Raw genomic sequence first — 16,934 nt, forward strand, 5'->3', positions numbered from 1 at the left:
AAAGGGCGCCGCGGCGCCCTTGCTTGATGCTCGGTTCGTTTAGCCGCGGCCGATCTCCTCTCGCAGTGCGGCGCTGACTTCGTGAGCCGTCGGTTGTTCGGAACGCAGCGCCCGGCGGATGGCGAAGAAAGCGGCGATCAGCATGGTCACCGCCACCAGCATAAAGAACCCGCACAGCGCGGCGTTGATCTGGTTGCTGAACACGATGGTCTCCATGTCTTTTAACGACTTGGCCGGCGCAATGATCGTGCCTTGCTCGATGCCGGTGGAGAACTTCTTCGCCTGCGCCAGGAAGCCGATGCTCGGTTTTTCGTGGAAGATCTTCTGCCAGCCGGCGGTCATCGAGGTGACGAACAGCCAGGCGGTCGGCAGAATAGTCACCCAGGCGTAGCGCTGCTTCTTCATCTTGAACAGCACCACGGTGCCGAGGATCAGCGCCATCGATGCCAGCATCTGGTTGCCGATGCCGAACAGCGGCCACAGGGTATTGATGCCGCCGAGCGGATCGACCACCCCCTGATACACGAAGAAACCCCAACCGGCCACCGCCACCGTGGTGCCCGCCAGGTTGCCGAGCCAGGAGCGGTTGTTGGCCAGTTGCGGCACCGCCACGCCCACCAGATCCTGCACCATAAAGCGGCAGGCGCGGGTGCCGGCGTCGACGGCGGTCAGGATGAACAGCGCTTCGAACAGAATGGCGAAGTGGTACCAGAACGCCATCATCGCCCGGCTATTGAACACCTCGCTGATGATGTGCGCCATGCCCACGGCGAAGGTCGGGGCACCGCCGGCGCGCGACAGGATGGAGTTCTCACCCACCTCTTTGGCGATCAGCGCCAGCGTTTCCGGCGTGACGATAAAGCCCCAGCTGTTAATGACCTGCGAAGCATTTTCCACCGTGGTGCCGATCAGCGCCGCCGGCGAGTTCATGGCGAAGTAAACGCCCGGATCCAGCACCGAGGCGCAGATCAGCGCCATGATGGCGACGAAAGACTCCATCAGCATGGCGCCGTAACCGATAAAGCGAATGTGGCTTTCGCGCTCCACCAGTTTGGGCGTGGTGCCGCTGGAAACCAGCGCGTGGAAGCCGGAAATGGCGCCGCAGGCGATGGTGATGAACAGGAATGGGAACAGGGCGCCGGCGAACACCGGGCCGCTGCCGTCGATAAAGCGCGAAACCGCCGGCATTTTCATCTCCGGCATGGCGAAAACGATGCCGATGGCCAGGCCGATGATGACGCCGATCTTCATAAAGGTCGAAAGGTAGTCGCGCGGCGCCAGCAGTAGCCACACCGGCAGCACCGAGGCGACGAAGCCGTAGATCACCAGCACCCAGGTCAGGGTGGTGCCGTGCAGCGTGAAGAACGGCCCCCAGTAGGGATCTTGCGCCACGTTGCCGCCGTAAACGATCGCCAGCAGCATCAGCACGAAGCCGATCACTGAGATTTCAGCGATTTTGCCCGGCCGGATAAAGCGCATGTAGATGCCCATGAACAGCGCGATCGGGATGGTGGCGGCGATAGTGAACAGCCCCCACGGGCTGTCGGCCAGCGCCTTCACCACCACCAGCGCCAGCGCCGACAGGATGATGATCATCACCCCCAGCGCGCCGAGCATGGTAATCACCCCGGCGAACGCCCCCAGCTCTTGCTTGGCCATCTCCCCCAGCGAACGTCCGTCGCGGCGGGTGGAGATGAACAGCACCAGAAAATCCTGCACCGCGCCGGCCAACATAACGCCGACCAGGATCCAGATGGTCCCCGGCAGGAAGCCCATCTGCGCGGCCAGGATCGGCCCCACCAGCGGCCCGGCGCCGGCGATGGCGGCGAAGTGGTGGCCGAACAGCACCCATTTGTTGGTGGGCACGTAGTCCAGGCCGTCGTTGTGGCGTTCGGCCGGGGTAAGACGGCGGTCATCCAGTTCAAAGACCTTGTCGGCGATGAACCGGCTGTAGAAGCGGTAGGCGATGCTGTAGCAGGCGACGGCGGCGACCACCAGCCAGACGGCGTTGACGTGTTCGCCGCGGCTGAGCGCCAGCATGGCGAAGGCGAAAGCGCCGACCAACGCCACCAGCAGCCAGATAAGTCCGGACCTGATGTTTTTCATGAAACAACTCCTTGGCGTACAGAGGTAGAAATTGACGTTGTTATTAGGGATGACGTTTTAACAGTAGAAGTTTTGCCGCCGAACCGCGGCAGGTCGGATGAGAAATGTGAAGCAGGTGGGGTTTTGGTGGAAAAACAACGTGATGAAACCCCATTGGTGCAGGCTGTCGTCGCAATGTGGCCCGGCAGCGTTTCCTGCTGCATTTTTAATTTTTATCTGGCGAATAATATCTAAACCCATCGCTTGCGCGATCCCTTTGGCATTATTTTTCTGTATTGCCGACACAAGGGGTACTAATAAACGTTTTGCGTGATATATCTTGGCTCGCGCTCGAAGCGCCATTCATTTATTTCACAAATAATAAAGTCAATAAAAGGAATTAATAATGATAGATAAAGTCATTGCAGGTTATTTACCGCAGCTAACGGCCATTCGTCATGATATTCATCAGCACCCGGAGCTTGGCTTCGAGGAGTTTCGTACCAGCGATTTGGTGGCGGATTATCTGAGTTCGTGGGGGTATGAGGTGCACCGCGGATTGGCGGGCACCGGCGTCGTCGGTACGCTGCGAGCGGGCGCCGGTGCGAAGCGTCTCGGGCTGCGCGCCGATATGGATGCGCTGCCGATCGAAGAAAACAACGGCAAATCCTGGAGCAGCAGCGTGCCCAACCGCATGCACGGTTGCGGCCACGACGGCCATACCACCATGTTGCTCGGCGCTGCGCGTTACCTGGCGCAAACTCGCCGCTTCAATGGCACGCTGCATCTGATTTTTCAGCCGGCGGAAGAGACGCTGGGCGGCGGCGCGTTGATGGTGGAGCAAGGGTTATTCGAACGCTTTCCCTGTGACGCCATCTTCGCCATGCACAACATGCCGGGTCTGCCGGTGGGCGAGTTTTTCTTCCGTCACGGCGCCTTTATGGCTTCGACGGACCAATTCGTCGTTACCGTGCAAGGCTGCGGTGGGCACGGCGCTATGCCGCATCTGACCGTCGATCCGGTGCTGGTGGCCTCGCATATCGTCGTCGCGCTGCAAAGCATCGTCTCGCGTAATACCGATCCGCTGGAGGCGGCGGTGATCACCGTCGGCAGCATTAAGGCCGGTGAGGCGGCCAATGTTATCCCGGACAGCGCGGAAATGCGGCTTAGCGTGCGATCGCTGGGGCGCGAGTGGCGAACCGAGCTGTTAACGCGCATTCCTGCGCTGATTCAGGCGCAGGCGCAAAGCTTCGGTGCCACGGCAATCGTGAACCACATCAACGGCGCTCCGGTATTGGTTAACGATGAGGTCATGACGCGCTTCGCGCATCAGGTGGCGCAGCAGCAGTTCGGCGCCGCGCGCGCGCACTACGGCGCCAAGCCGCTGATGGGCAGTGAAGATTTCACCTTCATGCTCGAGGCGCAGCCGCAGGGTTGTTATCTGCTGATCGGTAATGGCGACGGTGAAGGAAGCTGTATGGTGCATAACCCGGGATATGACTTTAACGATGAATGCCTGGCGGCGGGCAGCCATTATTGGGGCGCGCTGGTGGAAGCCTATTTAAAATAAACTAAAAGAATAATAACAGGGAAGGTCATAATGAGTGAAAATACGGCGGTGACGCAATCAGAAATAAATGCGCCGTCGAAGACGGGTGGCAAGAAAGTGATATTTGCCGCCTCCTTCGGTAATGCACTGGAATTTTTCGACTTCGGCATTTATAACTTCTTCGTCATTTATATTAGTGTGCTGTTCTTTCCGCCGTCGAGCGATCCTAATCTGGCGTTGCTGCTGGCGTTCGCCACGTTCGGCGTCAGTTTTATTATGCGGCCTCTGGGCGGTATTTTGATCGGCGCCTATGCCGATCGCCGCGGCCGCAAACCGGCGATGATCCTGACGATTTCGTTGATGAGCCTGGGTACGGCGATGATCGGTTTTGCGCCGACCTACGCCAGCGCCGGCTATTGGGGAACCATCACGCTGGTGGCGGCGCGCCTTATCCAGGGTGTGGCGGCGGGTGGAGAGGTGGGGGCGTCGATGTCGTTGCTGGTGGAGTCGGCGCCGCCTAATCGGCGCGGCTTCTATTCCAGCTGGTCACTGGCGACGCAGGGTATCGCCAGCGTGATTGGCGGTGTGACAGCGCTGGGGTTGAGCGCCGCGCTGCCGCTGCTTTCGGGCGAACCGAACGCGATGGCTGAATGGGGGTGGCGCATTCCTTTCTTTATCGGCGTGGCGCTTGCTCCGCTCGGTTGCTGGCTGCGCCTCGGGCTGGAAAGCGACCGTCCGCCGATGTCGCGCACTCAGGAGCCGCCTGCGCAGCTGCGCCGGCACTCGCGAGCGGTGGTGCTCGGCGTGATGTTGACCATCGGCGCCACGGTTGCCACGTACATTTCTATGTATTATCTCGGTACCTTTGCGGTGAAGTATCTGGGCATGGCGCAGACTTACGGCTATGCCGCGATGCTGCTGGCCGGGATCATCACTTTCGGCGGCAGTTTGCTGGTTGGGGGCTGGTGCGATCGCTATGGCCGTCTGCCGCTGATCCGCTGGGCGCGGATCGCCATTTTGCTGCTGGCGTTGCCGGTTTTCTGGTTGCTGACGGTGGCGCCGTATCCGGCGGTGTTGCTGAGCGTGGTTGCGCTGATGGTTGGGCTAACGACGTTGGGGTCTGTTCCTACGCTGTTGGTGATTTCCGAGCTGTTTCCGCAGCGCGTACGCGCGCTGGGGTTTGCGTTGGTTTATAGCCTTGGCGTCGCAATCTTCGGCGGCTTTGCCCAATACATCGCTTCACAGTCGATCGCACTCAGCGGTTCGCTGCTGGCGCCCGCCGGCTATCTGATGTTGGCGACGCTGATCTCGCTGGCCGCGCTGCCGCTGTTGCGTGAAACCGGCGGCGATCCGCTGCGCTAGCAGACGCGGGGCGAAAAAAACGCCGGCGGTTCTCACCGCCGGCGTTTTGCGTTACGACCGTTTCAGGTTGGCGTTCAGGCCACAGGGCGGGCGATCACGCTGCGGGTTTCCATGCGCACTTCGGCGATGGTGACCTGCAAGGTATCGCTCTGGCGGTAAACCACTTCGCCTTTGATCTGCACGGTGCCGGTTTCCTGGCTGCACTGCATCTCGTCACGCACCGCGTGAATGAACGGCGCCGGGATGAAGGCAACCGCGCCGTTGTCCAGCAGGCGCACGCGCAGGCCGCCGCGTGTCACGTCGATAATCTCGGCGTTGAAGCGGGTATCGGTACCGGCCTTGTCCTGCAGGAAGCGGGCGTACAGCCAGTCGCCGACGTCGCGTTCCGCCATGCGGTTCAGGCGGCGGCGTTCCGCCAGCTGCACCGTCACGTCATCCTGCGGTTTTTCGGCCGATTGCTGGTTGATGATCGCCTTCAGCAGGCGATGGTTGACCATATCGCCGTATTTACGGATCGGCGATGTCCAGGTGGCGTAAGCCTCCAGCCCCAGACCGAAGTGTGGCCCCGGCGTAGTGCTGATCTCGGCGAAGGTCTGGAAGCGGCGGATGCGGCTGTCGAGGAACTGGGTCGGCTGCGCATCCAGATGGCGGCGCAGTTCGCAGAAGCCCTCAAGGGTCAGCAGTTTTTCGGCTTCGGCTTCCACGCCGTTAGCCTGCAATACGGTGACCGCTTGCTCAACCAGCGCGGGATCGAAACCGGTGTGCACGTTGTACACGCCGAAGCCCAAACGATCGCGCAGCACGATGGCGGCGCAGACGTTGGCGGCGATCATGCACTCTTCAACGATACGGTTGGCGCTGCGGCGCTGCTCGGTGACGATCTCCAGCACGTCGCCTTTTTCACCCAACACGAAGCGGTAGTCCGGGCGATCTTTGAATACCAGCGCATGCTGGTGGCGCCAGGCGTTGCGCGCGTCGCAAACGCGTTTCAGCAGGGTGATCTGTTGCGCGATGGCGTCGCTCGGCGGTTGCCAGCCGGCAATGCCGTCCAGCCAGTCGGAGACTTCGTCGTACACCAGTTTGGCTTTGGATTCGATCTCGGCGGCGAAGAACTGAATATCGTCACCCAGCGCGCCGTCGGCGGCGATGGTCACGCGGCAAGCCAGCACCTGACGGCGCTCATTAGGGCGCAGTGAGCACAGGTTGTCCGACAGATCGCGCGGCAGCATCGGGATGTTGAAGCCCGGCAGATAGTTGGTGAAGGCGCGCACGCGGGCAATATCGTCCAGTTTGCTGCCTTGTTCGACGTAGGCGGTCGGATCGGCGATGGCGATGGTCAACTGCAGCGAACCGTCAGCGTTGTCGGTCACGTACAGCGCATCATCCATGTCCTCGGTGCTGGCGCTGTCGATGGTGACGAATTCGAGCGCGGTCAGATCTTCACGCACCAGCGCCGCGTTCGGCTCGCTGAGTGCCTGCATCTCCGGCGCCTCTTTTTCCAGGTTGTGACGCGCCAGCGTCACCCACCACGGGGCGAAATGGTCTTCACCGTCGGTGATAAACTGGGTCAGGTCGGCGTTGAAGCCGCGATCGCCTTTCAGCGGGTGACGACGCATTTCCGCCACCGCCCAGTCGCCGGCCTGGAAGTTGTGGGTCAGTTCACGCACCGGGCGGCACGGAATCGCCTCTTTCAGCAACGGATGATCGGGCACGATGGACAGACGATCGTCGCGCTTTTGCACGCGGCCGACAAAGCGCGACAGGAACGGCTCGACCAGGGTTTCCGGCTCGGCGATTTCGCGCTCTTTCTCGGTGTGCAGGGTGGCGATAATGCGATCCCCGTGCATGACTTTCTTCATGTACGGCGGTGGAATGAAGTAGCTTTTTTGACCGTCTACTTCAAGAAAGCCAAAGCCTTTCTCAGTCCCTTTCACGACGCCTTCAACGCGCGGGGTCTGAGAGTGAAGTTGCTGTTTAAGCTGCGCCAGCAGCGGGTTATCTTGAAACATATCGTCCAGTGAATGGGTTGTGAGTGGCAAGATTTGCGGCTGACAGTTTTACGCGAATCACCCGCTGCGAGCAAGCCTAACGTCACGGAACCCCGCGTTGCCGCGCGATTTTGCGCAAGATTGGTCAGTCGAAGTGCGATAGATGAAAAACCCCGGCGCGAGGGCCGGGGTGAAGGGCGGGAGACAATCAGTCCCGCAGCGGCGTCGGCTGCAGGATTTCAATCCAGTAATCGTCCGGATCGCGAATGAACGCCACGTAGTTCATGCGGCCTTCGTGCAGGCGTTTCTGGAAGGTGACGCCGAGGCGTTCAAACCGCTCACAGGCGGCGCGCACGTCCGGCACCGTGACGCACAGGTGGCCAAAGCCGCGCGGCTCGCCGTTGCCGTTGTGGTAGTGGAAATCCGCCTGATTTTCGGTGCCGTGGTTATGGGTCAGTTCGAGAATGCCCGGTTGGCTCAGCGCCCAGCGTTTGCGTTCGTCGTCATCCTGCGGGATCTGCTCGCGCGGGCTGCGCGTCAGGTAGCAGATGGTGAAAGCGGCTTCTTCGAACGTTTCCAGATAGACAGGCGTAAAGCCCAGTACGCGGGTATAGAAATCCAGCGCCTTGGTCAGGTCCCTCACGCGGATCATGGTGTGGTTGAACACGTAACCATCGGTTACCGCGTCCGGTTGGGCCGCCACGCCGGGCAGCGTCAGTAGGTCATTCAGTGGCATCAGAGATCCTCCTCAGGGTGTCGGCAGACTGTAGATGAAATCGATGCTAATCTAAAGTGATTGTTTTTAACTAAAACACTAACTAAAAGTGAATGATAAATGAAGCTGAGTCAGCTGAAGTTTTTCTGTACCGTGGTGGAGCATAAAACCATCGCCGCCGCCGCCCGCGAGCTGCACTGCGTGCCTTCCAACGTCACGCTGCGGCTGCGCGAGCTGGAGGCGTCGCTGGGCGGCGAGCTGTTTTTCCGCGACAAGAACCGGCTGTACGTCAATCCCAAAGGACGACTGTTCTATCAGCAGGCGCGCGACATCGTGGCGCAGGCCGAGCGCAGCAAGCAGCTGTTCGCCGGCGAGCAACAGCATGGGCTGTTAAACCTCGGCGCGCTGGATTTTTCGCTGGTCAGTCACTTGCCGGCGCGCATTGCCCGGCAGCGCCGTTTACAGCCTCATTTGCACATCAACGTGCTGAGCCGCGACTCGCTGGTGCTGGAACGCATGCTGATCGACAGCGATCTCGATCTGGCGATTACCGACGGCCCAATTGAACATCCGCTGCTGGCCAGCCAAAAGGCGTTTGACGAACGGCTGGTGCTGCTGATGCCGGCGGATGTCGGGCAGCCCGACGCCGCCACGCTGGCGCCGCTGGAGTTTTACACGTTCAGCCGCGAGTGCTCGTTCCGGCTGAAGGTCGATCACTGGCTGGCCTCGCGCGGGCTAAAACCGCGCATGACGCTGGAAATGGAATCTTATGCCGCGATGGCAGCCTGCGTGCAGGCCGGTTGCGGTGTCGCCTGCGTGCCGGGTTCGTTGCTGCCGCTGATCTTGCCGGCGCCGGGGCTGAAGGTGGTGGAAATGGGCGAGGAGGGCGTGAGCGATCTCTATTTCGTCTGGCGGCGGCATCAGCTGTCCGAGGAATTGCAGACTATCCTGGAAATATTGGCGCGCCCGGCGTGAACCGGGCGCGCGTTTTCAGGCGATGCGCAGCGACGGTTGCTGCTCGCTGCGGCGAATTGCCACCGGAATCGACTTCGAGGTCGGGGTGCCGGTACCGTCGCCGAAGCTTGCCAGCGGCACCAGCGGGTTGGTTTCAGGGTAGTAGGCCGCCAGATTGCCACGCGGGATGTCGTAACTCACCAGCTTGAATCCATCTACCTTACGCACCACGCCGTCGTTCCACAGGGTTTCTATCTCTACCCGTTCGCCATCCTGCAGGCCCAGCGCCGCCAGATCTTCCGGATGGATGAACAGCACTTCGCGCTGACCGTAAACGCCGCGGTAGCGGTCATCCAGACCATAGATGGTGGTGTTGTACTGATCGTGCGAGCGCAGCGTCTGCAGGGTAAACGGCGCTTGCTCGCCGCCCAGCTGCGGGAACAGGGTAGTCGGCAGCGCGGCGTCGCTGAATTCCGCCTTGCCGCTCGGCGTGGCGAAACGCAGTTCGGCGGCGGCATTGCCCAGGTAGAAACCGCCGGGCTGCTCGCAGCGCCGGTTGAAATCCTCGAAGCCGGGAATGGTGGCGGCGATGTGATCGCGGATCAGCGAGTAGTCATCGGCCAGTTCCAGCCAGTCCAGCTGCTGCGTACCCAGCACGGCGTCGGCGATGCCGCAGACGATCGCCGTCTCCGAACGTTGAGTATCCGCCAGCGGTTTGCCGATGCCTTCCGAGGCGTGCACCATGCTGAACGAATCCTCGACCGTGATGTACTGTGAGCCGCTGGCCTGCATGTCCAGTTCGGTGCGGCCGAGCGTCGGCAGGATCAACGCGTCTTTGCCGGTCACCAGGTGGCTGCGGTTAAGTTTGGTGCTGATGTGCACCGTCAAATCGCAGTTGCGCAGGGCGCGGGCGGTGCGCTCGGTGTCCGGCGCCGCGGCGGCCAGATTGCCGCCCAGCGCGATCAGCACTTTCACTTCGCCGCGCAGCATCGCTTCGATCGCTTCCACCGTGTTGTGGCCCAGCGCGCGATTGGCGGTGAAGTTAAAGTGGCGTTCCAGGCTGTCGAGCAGCGCCTTCGGCGACTTCTCATCGATCCCCATGGTGCGGTTGCCCTGGACGTTGCTGTGGCCGCGTACCGGGCACAGACCGGCGCCCGGTTTGCCCAGTTGCCCGAACAACAGCTGCAGGTTGGTGATTTCACGCACCGTCGCAATAGAGTGCTTATGCTGAGTCACGCCCATCGCCCAGGTGCAGATCACCCGTTCAGCGCCCTGGTAGGTGGCCGCCGCCTGACGCAATTGCGCTTCGCTCAGGCCCGATTGTGCGGTAATGGTCCGCCACTCGGTCGCATCCACCTGCGCCAGATAAGCCTCTACGCCGACGCTGTGCCGTTCGATAAACGCCAGGTCAAACAGGGCGGGTTCACCGGCGGCCAGCCGCTGGCGGTGGGTTTCCAGCAGGGCTTTCACCATGCCGCGCACCGCCGCCATATCGCCACCCAGATTCGGCTGGTAATAGGAAGAGCTGATCGGCGAGGATTTTGGCGTCAGCATCTGCACCGGATCCTGCGGATCGGCGAACCTTTCCAGCCCACGTTCGCGCAGGGTGTTAAAGCTGACGATGCGCGCGCCGCGTCGGGCGGCGTTTTTCAGGCTGTGCAGCATGCGCGGGTGGTTGGTGCCGGGGTTTTGACCGAACACGAAGATGGCATCGGCCTTTTCGAAGTCATCGATGCGGATGGTGCCTTTGCCGACGCCGATGCTCTGCTTCAGCCCAACGCCGCTCGCCTCGTGGCACATATTGGAACAGTCGGGGAAGTTGCTGGTGCCGAGCATGCGGCCGAACAGCTGATAAAGGTACGACGCTTCGTTGCTGGCGCGGCCCGAGGTATACAGCTCGATCTGGTTCGGGTTGTCCATGCCGTTGATGTGTTTGGCGATCAGCGCCAGCGCGTCCGGCCAATGGATAGGCTCATAGTGGTCGGTTTCGGCGTTGTAGCGCATCGGATGGGTGAGGCGCCCCTGATACTCGAGGAAATAGTCGCTCTGCTGCTGCAGGGTGCTGACGCTGTGGGCGGCGAAGAACTCAGGCTCCACGGCGCTGCGCGTCGCTTCCCAACTGACCGCTTTGGCGCCGTTTTCGCAAAAGCTGAAGGTGCTGTGGTTGTCGTCGCCCCAGGCGCAACCGGGGCAGTCGAAGCCGCGCGCCTTGTTGACGCGCATCAGGTTGCGCATGTTTTTTAGCGTTTGTTTACTGTCGAGGACAAAGCGGGTGGTGGCTTCAAGCGAACCCCAGCCGCCCGCCGGGCCGGTATAAGGCTTGATTGACGGTTTGAATTTCATGGTGACACTTCGCAGGTGGTTGTAGCTAAAAAGTAAACGCTTTTTTATGCGTTTTGCGTATTTATGTCACAAGTTTAGGAGCGCGGCAGGCGGGCGTCTAATCGAATGGGGCAATGGCGGCATAGAGCATATCTATCGCAGATGTTTGTTGACCTAAACAAATGGTTGCATAAAGACACCCGCTGCAAAAGAGTAATGGTTTCGTCTGAAAGTGAATTCATGCAGTCTATCTCACGGATTATATTGGCATTTTATTTAGCCTGCGGGCCTGAGGAACACAGCGTGAAGCGTTCAGTATCAGTAGTGATCGGCGGTATCTTACTGCCTTTGGCGGCGCAGGCGGCGGAAACGGTGTCCCATTTTCCCGCCATGACTCCGCCGGCGATAGACGCCGCCTCTTACGTGTTGATGGATTACACCACTGGCCAGGTGTTGGCCGCCGGCAATGCCGACGAGCGGCGCAATCCGGCCAGCCTGACCAAACTGATGACTGGGTTGGTGATCGACCATGCGCTCGACCAGCATAAGATTGGCCTCGACGATGTCGTCACCGTGGGGAAAGACGCCTGGGCGCAGGGCAACCCGGTGTTCAAAGGATCCTCGCTGATGTTTCTGAAACCCGGTGACAGGGTCACGGTGCGCGATCTCAGCCGCGGCATCATCATTGATTCCGGCAACGACGCGTGCGTGGCGATGGCGGACTATGTCGCCGGCAGTCAGGCCAACTTCGTCAAGCTGATGAATGAGAAGAGCGCCCAGCTGGGATTGCAGAACACCCATTTTGAGACGGTGCACGGGCTGGATGCGCCAGGGCAGTTCACCACCGCCGGCGATCTGGCGGTGATCGCGCGCGCCATCATCATGAGCGAGCCGGCGGAATACCACATGTACAGCGAGAAATCGCTGACCTGGAACGGCATCACGCAGCAGAACCGCAACGGCCTGCTGTGGGATAAGACTCTGCACGTCGACGGCCTGAAAACCGGGCACACCGCCTCGGCCGGCTTCAACATCATCGCCTCCGCCACCGAAGGAGATCGCCGCCTGATCGCCGTGGTGATGGGCGGCAAAAGTTCCAAAGGCCGCGAGGAACAGGCGCGTAAGCTGTTGACGTGGGGGCTGCGCGACTTTACCACCGTACACCTGTTCAGCGCCGGCCAGAGCCTGGGGGAAGAGCCGGTCTGGTACGGCGAAAGCCACCGCTTGCCGGTCGGCAGCGCGCAGGACCAGACGCTCAGCCTGCCGAAAAGCGAGGCGGACAAGCTGAAGGCGCAGTACGTGATCAATGCCGCGCGGCTGGAAGCGCCGGTCAACAAAGGACAAACTGTTGGCGAGATCCGCATCAGCGATAATGGCCAGGTGGTGAAAACCCTGCCGCTGGTGGCGCTGCAGGCGGTGCCGCAGGGCGGCGTGTTCTCACGCCTGATGGATTACATGAAGCTGAAGCTCTGACTCACCGGGCGAGCGACGACGCCCGGTGGTATACTGAGCGCGAATGCCGATCATTGAGCCGCGCTATGGATATTAAACAACTGATTTATTTGTGTAATTTAGAACGGGAACGCCACTTCGGCCGGGCGGCGGAGGCCAGCTTCGTCAGCCAGCCGACGCTGTCCATGCGATTGAAAAACCTGGAAAAAGAGCTGGGCGTTTCGCTGATTAACCGCGGCAACCATTTCGGCGGTTTTACCGCCGAAGGCGAGCGGGTGCTGGCGTGGGCGCGTGAGATCGTCTCGGTTTACCAAGGGCTGAAGCTGGAGGTGGAGTCGCTCAAGCACGGTTTGCACGGTACGTTGCGCCTTGGCGTGGTGCCGCAGTGCAGCATCTCGGTGGCGGAAATGCTCAAGGCGGTCAGCGAGCGTTATCCCCATCTTGATTACCGGCTGGCGGTGCTGAGCGCCGATCAATTGCTGGAGGCGTTGACGGCGCATACCGTCGACATCGGCATCGGCTTTTTCGAGCTGTCGACGCTGAAGGAACTGCATTTTCAATCACAACCGCTGGTGGAAACCGGCGTAGAGCTGGTATTTCATCCGCAACACTTCCCTAAGCTGGTGGGCGACACGCCGTTGCCGCTGGAGGCGGTGGCCGCCTTGCCGCTGTGCCTGGCCGAGCCGACGCGGTATTTCCGCCGCTATCTCGATCAGCATTTCCGCGACGCCGGGTTGACGCTGCACCCGCGGCTGGAAACCGCTTCGATCTTCCAACTGCTGGAAGGGATTTTCGTCGGCCTGGGTTGCGGGTTGTTCCCGTGCGGCCAGTTGCAATCGCCGCTGATGCCGGAACTGCAGCGGCGGCCGGTGGCCATCGCCGCCATGCCGCGCCATGCGGCGGTGGTGGTTGATATGGCGGAGCGCGCCACGCCGTTGGCGCAAAAATTCTTCGATGCCGCCAGCGAGTGGCTGCGTCGGCAAAAGGAATAGAGACGTTTAAGTTTATCCGATGTTCCCCCATGATTATGGCCCCACGGGGCCATAATCATGTTTTCTCTAACGGCCGATGAAATCATGTTAATTACTGATGGTAATGGTCGGATCCCAATAGAAATAACCCAGTAATTTCTGATCGCCGCCGTTTGGCCGATAATAAAGGCCAAATTGGATGCAATAGTTTTCCGTGCCGGTATTGGTAATGTCCGCCTGTATAAACCAATAGGTTTGGTTGGTGAAGCTGACGGGGAATACGGTATTTTGCGCCGGCATCATCGAGCTGCGGGTATACATTTTGAAGGTCGGGTTGGAGAAAACCTGGGTGCCGCTGCCGAACTGCGGCAGCCCGTAGATCAGCACGCTGGCGTCGAAATTGGCGGATTCCGAGGTGCCGGTCCAGCGAATGACGTCGCCGACATTGGCTTTAAAATTCAGGTCCGCCGTACCGGAGCCGCCGATCACCTGTTCGGAGGTGACGACCATATAGGCGTATTGATGGCCAATGCCCGTCGGGTTGCCGGCGTCCTGGCTGGGGTTGTTATTCTCGAATGCTTCTATCAGGGCATCGGTATCGATGACGACAATCACGTTAACGATACTGTTGCTGGATTTAAGTTCTTGTTCAGACATAGGGTTACCTCACAATATTTTTTTGCTGTGATAGAAAATTAAAATAATGGGAATAACGGCGAGCGTTTATCTTTGTTGAATATTTAAAAGGGGGCATCACAACGCCGCTATCGGCTTAATCATAGAAACGAAATAGCAAGACGACCACTGCTGAAAGGTTAGTAGTGCTAATGAGTTAATCTATTAATTAGCAGGGTTAAAACCTTGTTTTACTGCTTATGCGATGAGAACGGTTACAGAATTGAGCGATGGCGCAATCTGCCTATTGCTTTGTTTGCAGACATAATTTTGACGAACCCTGTTTTTCGCCGATGCTAGAACAAAACGAATCATAATCCTGATAAATGAAGTGTGTTTGGATTTTTGCTTTATCAATTTATATTTTGGTGAAGTTTTTCGCCGAAACAGAGAAGGGTGAGTTAACGGCGAAGGACGCTAGCCGTCAACTCAGTGATGACAGATCACGGCGCCGGTTGTGCCGGTTCCGCATCGCCCAGCGTTTGGCGCAGGCGATTTTCCCAGGCGTAGAGCGCGGCGGTGAGGATCACTTCCAGCGCCTGCGCCTGATTCAGGCCGCTGTTGAACAACGGCTGCACGCTCTGCGGGGTGAACTTCTCCGGTGCGCGAGTCAGCTCGGCGGCAGTGCGCATCACCGCGAGTTTTACCGAGTCTTCGGTATACGCCAGTCCCTGAGGCAGCCCGGCGAACAGCGCCTGAACCAATCCCTCATCCTGCAATTCTTGCGCGACGGTGGCCGCGCAGTAATGGCTGCCGTTGATGCGCGAGACCGCCAGCGTCGCCAGCGCCTTCAGGCGGCTCGATAACCCATATCCTTCGGCATTGATGCCGTTGAACACCCCGTTACGCTCGCGCAGTGCGGCGGCATCGTGCGCCAACAGCAGATAATAAGATTCGGCGCGCGCCTGCGGGTGGCTCTGATCCAGCACGTCAAGCTGTTCGGCGGCGGCGGCTTCCGTGTCGATTGGCGGCAGACGCGCGGTCCAGCTTAACTCTTCGGCACTGAACGCGACGCCATCGGCGTCTTCGACGTTAGGGAAGCCGGGCACCACCACCGCCGGCCGGCCGGCCAACGCCGCGACGCCCGCGACCACGCGCGCCTGATAGCTGACAAAACCGATGATTTGCGAAAAGGTGACGATATCCGCCGGGCTCAGCCCGACGTCGGCGAGCTGTTGCAGCGCTTTGCGGCAAATCAACGTGGGCTGGCTGGCAAGCTGGCGGGCATATTGGGTGATCTGAGCGAGGCGGATATTGCTTTCCCGGGAGGCGTCCGGGCTGTGCAGCGGGGCGAGGCGAGCGGCGTAGTGGCTACAAAGCGATTGCACGCCCGTCACCTGAGCGACGGTCAACGCGGTGCTGAGGCGATCGTAGGGTGACAATGTCACGTATCGTGACAGCGGCACCTGATCGGGAAACAGCGCGTGGTAGCCGGCCAACGAGGCGCTGAACACGCCGCCGCGAGCGCTGAGCGCATTGTTTAAGGCTTCATCGGCGAAGGCGCCCAGCCCCAGCAGAAAGCGATCGCGAAGGGTGGCCGCCTGCGGTTCCAGCGGCGCATCGCCCCGCACGCTGCTTTGGGTTTCGTGATACCACTGGGCATTATGTTGTCGACGGAGTCGTTCCATAGGGTCAATCCTTAATCATGATCAACAGCCGCCGCTGCGCGCGGCAGCGTCGGCTGGACAAAGAGGCAACATGCCCGCAGGCGGGGCGAAAGGCGGTTTTAGCGCAGCTCATCACAGTAGAGGGCGTGGCCGTAAACAGAAAAACCGGCTGCCAGCGTGAGCAGTAGCTGCGTAAGGCGGCGATGGCGAAGGCTGTTCATCAGTGCGATATCCTGTCGTATGAGAAGTGCAACGTAGGGGATATCCTCACCGATCGCCCTGGCGAGATAAAAGAATGTTACGGACTAATCAATAACTGAAAGGAATAAAATATAAGGATATATAACAAGAATGTAATTTGCATGTGCGCTTTCTCGCTAAGCGGCAGGCGCGCAAGGTGATAAAAACCCGCCGCAGCGGGTTTGTAGGTGAAGGCGTGACTCAGAAACGGCCGCCGTCGCGCCGCCAGGCATCGGCGGTCAGCGCCTCGCCGAAGTGGCTGGCGATAAGGCGCTTGGTCAATTCGTGCAGCGGCGCCGCCAACACCTCCGCGGTGCTGCCGCGTTCGACGATTTCCCCTTCGTGCATCACCAGCACCTGGTCGCTGATATGCTTCATCATGCCGAGGTGCTGGGTGACGTAGATATAGGAAATGCCGTGTTTTTCCTGCAGCTCCAGCATCAGGTTGATGATTTGCGAGCGCATCGACATGTCCAGCGAGGCCAGCGCCTCATCGGCGACGATCACCTTCGGTTGCAGGATCAGCGCACGGGCCAGCGCGACGCGCTGTTTTTGCCCGGAGGCCAGCATATGCGGATAGTAGTAGGCGTGATCCGGCAGCATGCCGACCTGGCGCAGCGTCTGGTTGATACGCTGCTCGCGCTCGGCAGGCTCAAGATCGGTGTTCAGCCGCAGCGGCGCGTCCAGCAGCTGGCCGATGCGCTGGCGCGGGTTGAGCGAGGTGCTCGGATCCTGAAAAATCATGCGAATGCGCTGGCTGCGATAGCGATAATCGCCGAATTCCAGCGGATGATCGTCGATCAACAGTTCGCCGGCGGTCGGTTCTACCATGCCGGAGAGCATCTTCGCCAGCGTGGATTTGCCGGAGCCGTTCTCGCCGATTACCGCCAGCGTCTGGCCTTCGCGCAGGGTAAAGCTGACCGATTTCACCGCCTCGACGTGCTGGCGGCGGAACAGCCCGGTGCGATAGCGGTAGGTTTTGCTCAGGTTGCGCACTTCCAACAGCGTTTCCAT

The 16,934-nt window shown here is 60.1% G+C and carries 13 protein-coding genes; 5 read left to right on the plus strand and 8 right to left on the minus strand.

From position 1 onward, the window contains the following. Window positions 1-39 precede the first annotated feature (39 nt). Window positions 40-2,106, minus strand: a complete 2,067-nt coding sequence (locus AC2CGQ_RS06395) for a carbon starvation CstA family protein (protein WP_437988532.1) — start codon at window positions 2,104-2,106, stop codon at window positions 40-42. Between the two features lie 57 nt (window positions 2,107-2,163). Next, complete coding sequence (locus AC2CGQ_RS06400) at window positions 2,164-2,448, minus strand: hypothetical protein (RefSeq protein WP_126181070.1); 285 nt, start codon at window positions 2,446-2,448, stop codon at window positions 2,164-2,166. A gap of 43 nt (window positions 2,449-2,491) precedes the next feature. Here AC2CGQ_RS06400 and AC2CGQ_RS06405 point away from each other — a divergent pair, with 43 nt between their 5' ends. Together AC2CGQ_RS06405 and AC2CGQ_RS06410 are read left to right on the plus strand one after the other, a co-directional pair. Then, on the plus strand, window positions 2,492-3,655 hold the full coding sequence (locus AC2CGQ_RS06405; RefSeq protein WP_411748630.1) for a M20 aminoacylase family protein: 1,164 nt from the start codon (window positions 2,492-2,494) through the stop codon (window positions 3,653-3,655). Window positions 3,656-3,685: 30 nt separating this feature from the next. Beyond that, window positions 3,686-4,996 carry an MFS transporter gene (locus AC2CGQ_RS06410; protein WP_015378025.1) on the plus strand — a complete coding sequence of 437 codons (1,311 nt, stop codon included), beginning with the start codon at window positions 3,686-3,688 and terminating at the stop codon, window positions 4,994-4,996. Between the two features lie 74 nt (window positions 4,997-5,070). Here AC2CGQ_RS06410 and AC2CGQ_RS06415 read toward each other — a convergent pair whose 3' ends face one another. Both AC2CGQ_RS06415 and gloA read right to left on the minus strand, forming a co-directional pair. After that, the gene (locus AC2CGQ_RS06415; RefSeq protein ID WP_015378024.1) at window positions 5,071-7,005 is read right to left on the minus strand and encodes an exoribonuclease II; all 1,935 of its coding nucleotides are present in this window, start codon (window positions 7,003-7,005) and stop codon (window positions 5,071-5,073) included. 187 nt (window positions 7,006-7,192) lie between these two features. Next, window positions 7,193-7,720, minus strand: coding sequence for a lactoylglutathione lyase (gene gloA / locus AC2CGQ_RS06420; RefSeq protein WP_118891984.1), 528 nt, complete (start codon window positions 7,718-7,720; stop codon window positions 7,193-7,195). A gap of 99 nt (window positions 7,721-7,819) precedes the next feature. Between gloA and AC2CGQ_RS06425 the strand changes: the two genes are divergently transcribed. Beyond that, window positions 7,820-8,674: a LysR family transcriptional regulator gene (locus AC2CGQ_RS06425; protein ID WP_484593521.1), complete on the plus strand. Its 855-nt coding sequence runs from the start codon at window positions 7,820-7,822 to the stop codon at window positions 8,672-8,674. 15 nt (window positions 8,675-8,689) lie between these two features. Here the strand turns inward: AC2CGQ_RS06425 and AC2CGQ_RS06430 are convergent, their stop codons facing one another. Continuing rightward, a complete protein-coding gene (locus tag AC2CGQ_RS06430) occupies window positions 8,690-10,996 on the minus strand; it encodes an FdhF/YdeP family oxidoreductase (protein WP_016927545.1) in 2,307 nt (768 codons plus the stop codon). A 282-nt stretch (window positions 10,997-11,278) separates the two neighbouring features. Here AC2CGQ_RS06430 and dacD point away from each other — a divergent pair, with 282 nt between their 5' ends. Both dacD and AC2CGQ_RS06440 read left to right on the plus strand, forming a co-directional pair. Further along, complete coding sequence (gene dacD, locus AC2CGQ_RS06435) at window positions 11,279-12,448, plus strand: serine-type D-Ala-D-Ala carboxypeptidase DacD (RefSeq protein WP_049239775.1); 1,170 nt, start codon at window positions 11,279-11,281, stop codon at window positions 12,446-12,448. Between the two features lie 65 nt (window positions 12,449-12,513). Beyond that, a complete protein-coding gene (locus tag AC2CGQ_RS06440) occupies window positions 12,514-13,419 on the plus strand; it encodes a LysR family transcriptional regulator (protein ID WP_166445162.1) in 906 nt (301 codons plus the stop codon). An 87-nt stretch (window positions 13,420-13,506) separates the two neighbouring features. Here the strand turns inward: AC2CGQ_RS06440 and AC2CGQ_RS06445 are convergent, their stop codons facing one another. The 3 genes from AC2CGQ_RS06445 to sapF form a co-directional block, all read right to left on the minus strand. Continuing rightward, window positions 13,507-14,055: an inclusion body family protein gene (locus AC2CGQ_RS06445; protein WP_015378018.1), complete on the minus strand. Its 549-nt coding sequence runs from the start codon at window positions 14,053-14,055 to the stop codon at window positions 13,507-13,509. Window positions 14,056-14,516: 461 nt separating this feature from the next. Continuing rightward, entirely contained in the window at window positions 14,517-15,701 is a 1,185-nt protein-coding gene (locus AC2CGQ_RS06450; protein WP_261438113.1) for a CMD domain-containing protein, read from the minus strand. Window positions 15,702-16,121: 420 nt separating this feature from the next. After that, complete coding sequence (sapF, locus tag AC2CGQ_RS06455) at window positions 16,122-16,934, minus strand: putrescine export ABC transporter ATP-binding protein SapF (protein WP_004930589.1); 813 nt, start codon at window positions 16,932-16,934, stop codon at window positions 16,122-16,124.

Source organism: Serratia sp. DFXYC6, from assembly GCF_057196085.1.

Excerpts from the sequence above, each read along its gene's own strand:
- AC2CGQ_RS06425 (WP_484593521.1), top strand. The coding sequence starts at position 7,820 with ATGAAGCTGAGTCAGCTGAAGTTTTTCTGTACCGTGGTGGAGCATAAA.
- AC2CGQ_RS06440 (WP_166445162.1), top strand. The coding sequence starts at position 12,514 with ATGGATATTAAACAACTGATTTATTTGTGTAATTTAGAACGGGAACGC.
- AC2CGQ_RS06445 (WP_015378018.1), bottom strand. The coding sequence starts at position 14,055 with ATGTCTGAACAAGAACTTAAATCCAGCAACAGTATCGTTAACGTGATT.
- AC2CGQ_RS06450 (WP_261438113.1), bottom strand. The coding sequence starts at position 15,701 with ATGGAACGACTCCGTCGACAACATAATGCCCAGTGGTATCACGAAACC.
- AC2CGQ_RS06400 (WP_126181070.1), bottom strand. The coding sequence starts at position 2,448 with ATGGCGCTTCGAGCGCGAGCCAAGATATATCACGCAAAACGTTTATTA.
- sapF (WP_004930589.1), bottom strand. The coding sequence starts at position 16,934 with ATGGAAACGCTGTTGGAAGTGCGCAACCTGAGCAAAACCTACCGCTAT.
- gloA (WP_118891984.1), bottom strand. The coding sequence starts at position 7,720 with ATGCCACTGAATGACCTACTGACGCTGCCCGGCGTGGCGGCCCAACCG.
- AC2CGQ_RS06415 (WP_015378024.1), bottom strand. The coding sequence starts at position 7,005 with ATGTTTCAAGATAACCCGCTGCTGGCGCAGCTTAAACAGCAACTTCAC.
- AC2CGQ_RS06430 (WP_016927545.1), bottom strand. The coding sequence starts at position 10,996 with ATGAAATTCAAACCGTCAATCAAGCCTTATACCGGCCCGGCGGGCGGC.
- AC2CGQ_RS06395 (WP_437988532.1), bottom strand. The coding sequence starts at position 2,106 with ATGAAAAACATCAGGTCCGGACTTATCTGGCTGCTGGTGGCGTTGGTC.
- AC2CGQ_RS06405 (WP_411748630.1), top strand. The coding sequence starts at position 2,492 with ATGATAGATAAAGTCATTGCAGGTTATTTACCGCAGCTAACGGCCATT.
- AC2CGQ_RS06410 (WP_015378025.1), top strand. The coding sequence starts at position 3,686 with ATGAGTGAAAATACGGCGGTGACGCAATCAGAAATAAATGCGCCGTCG.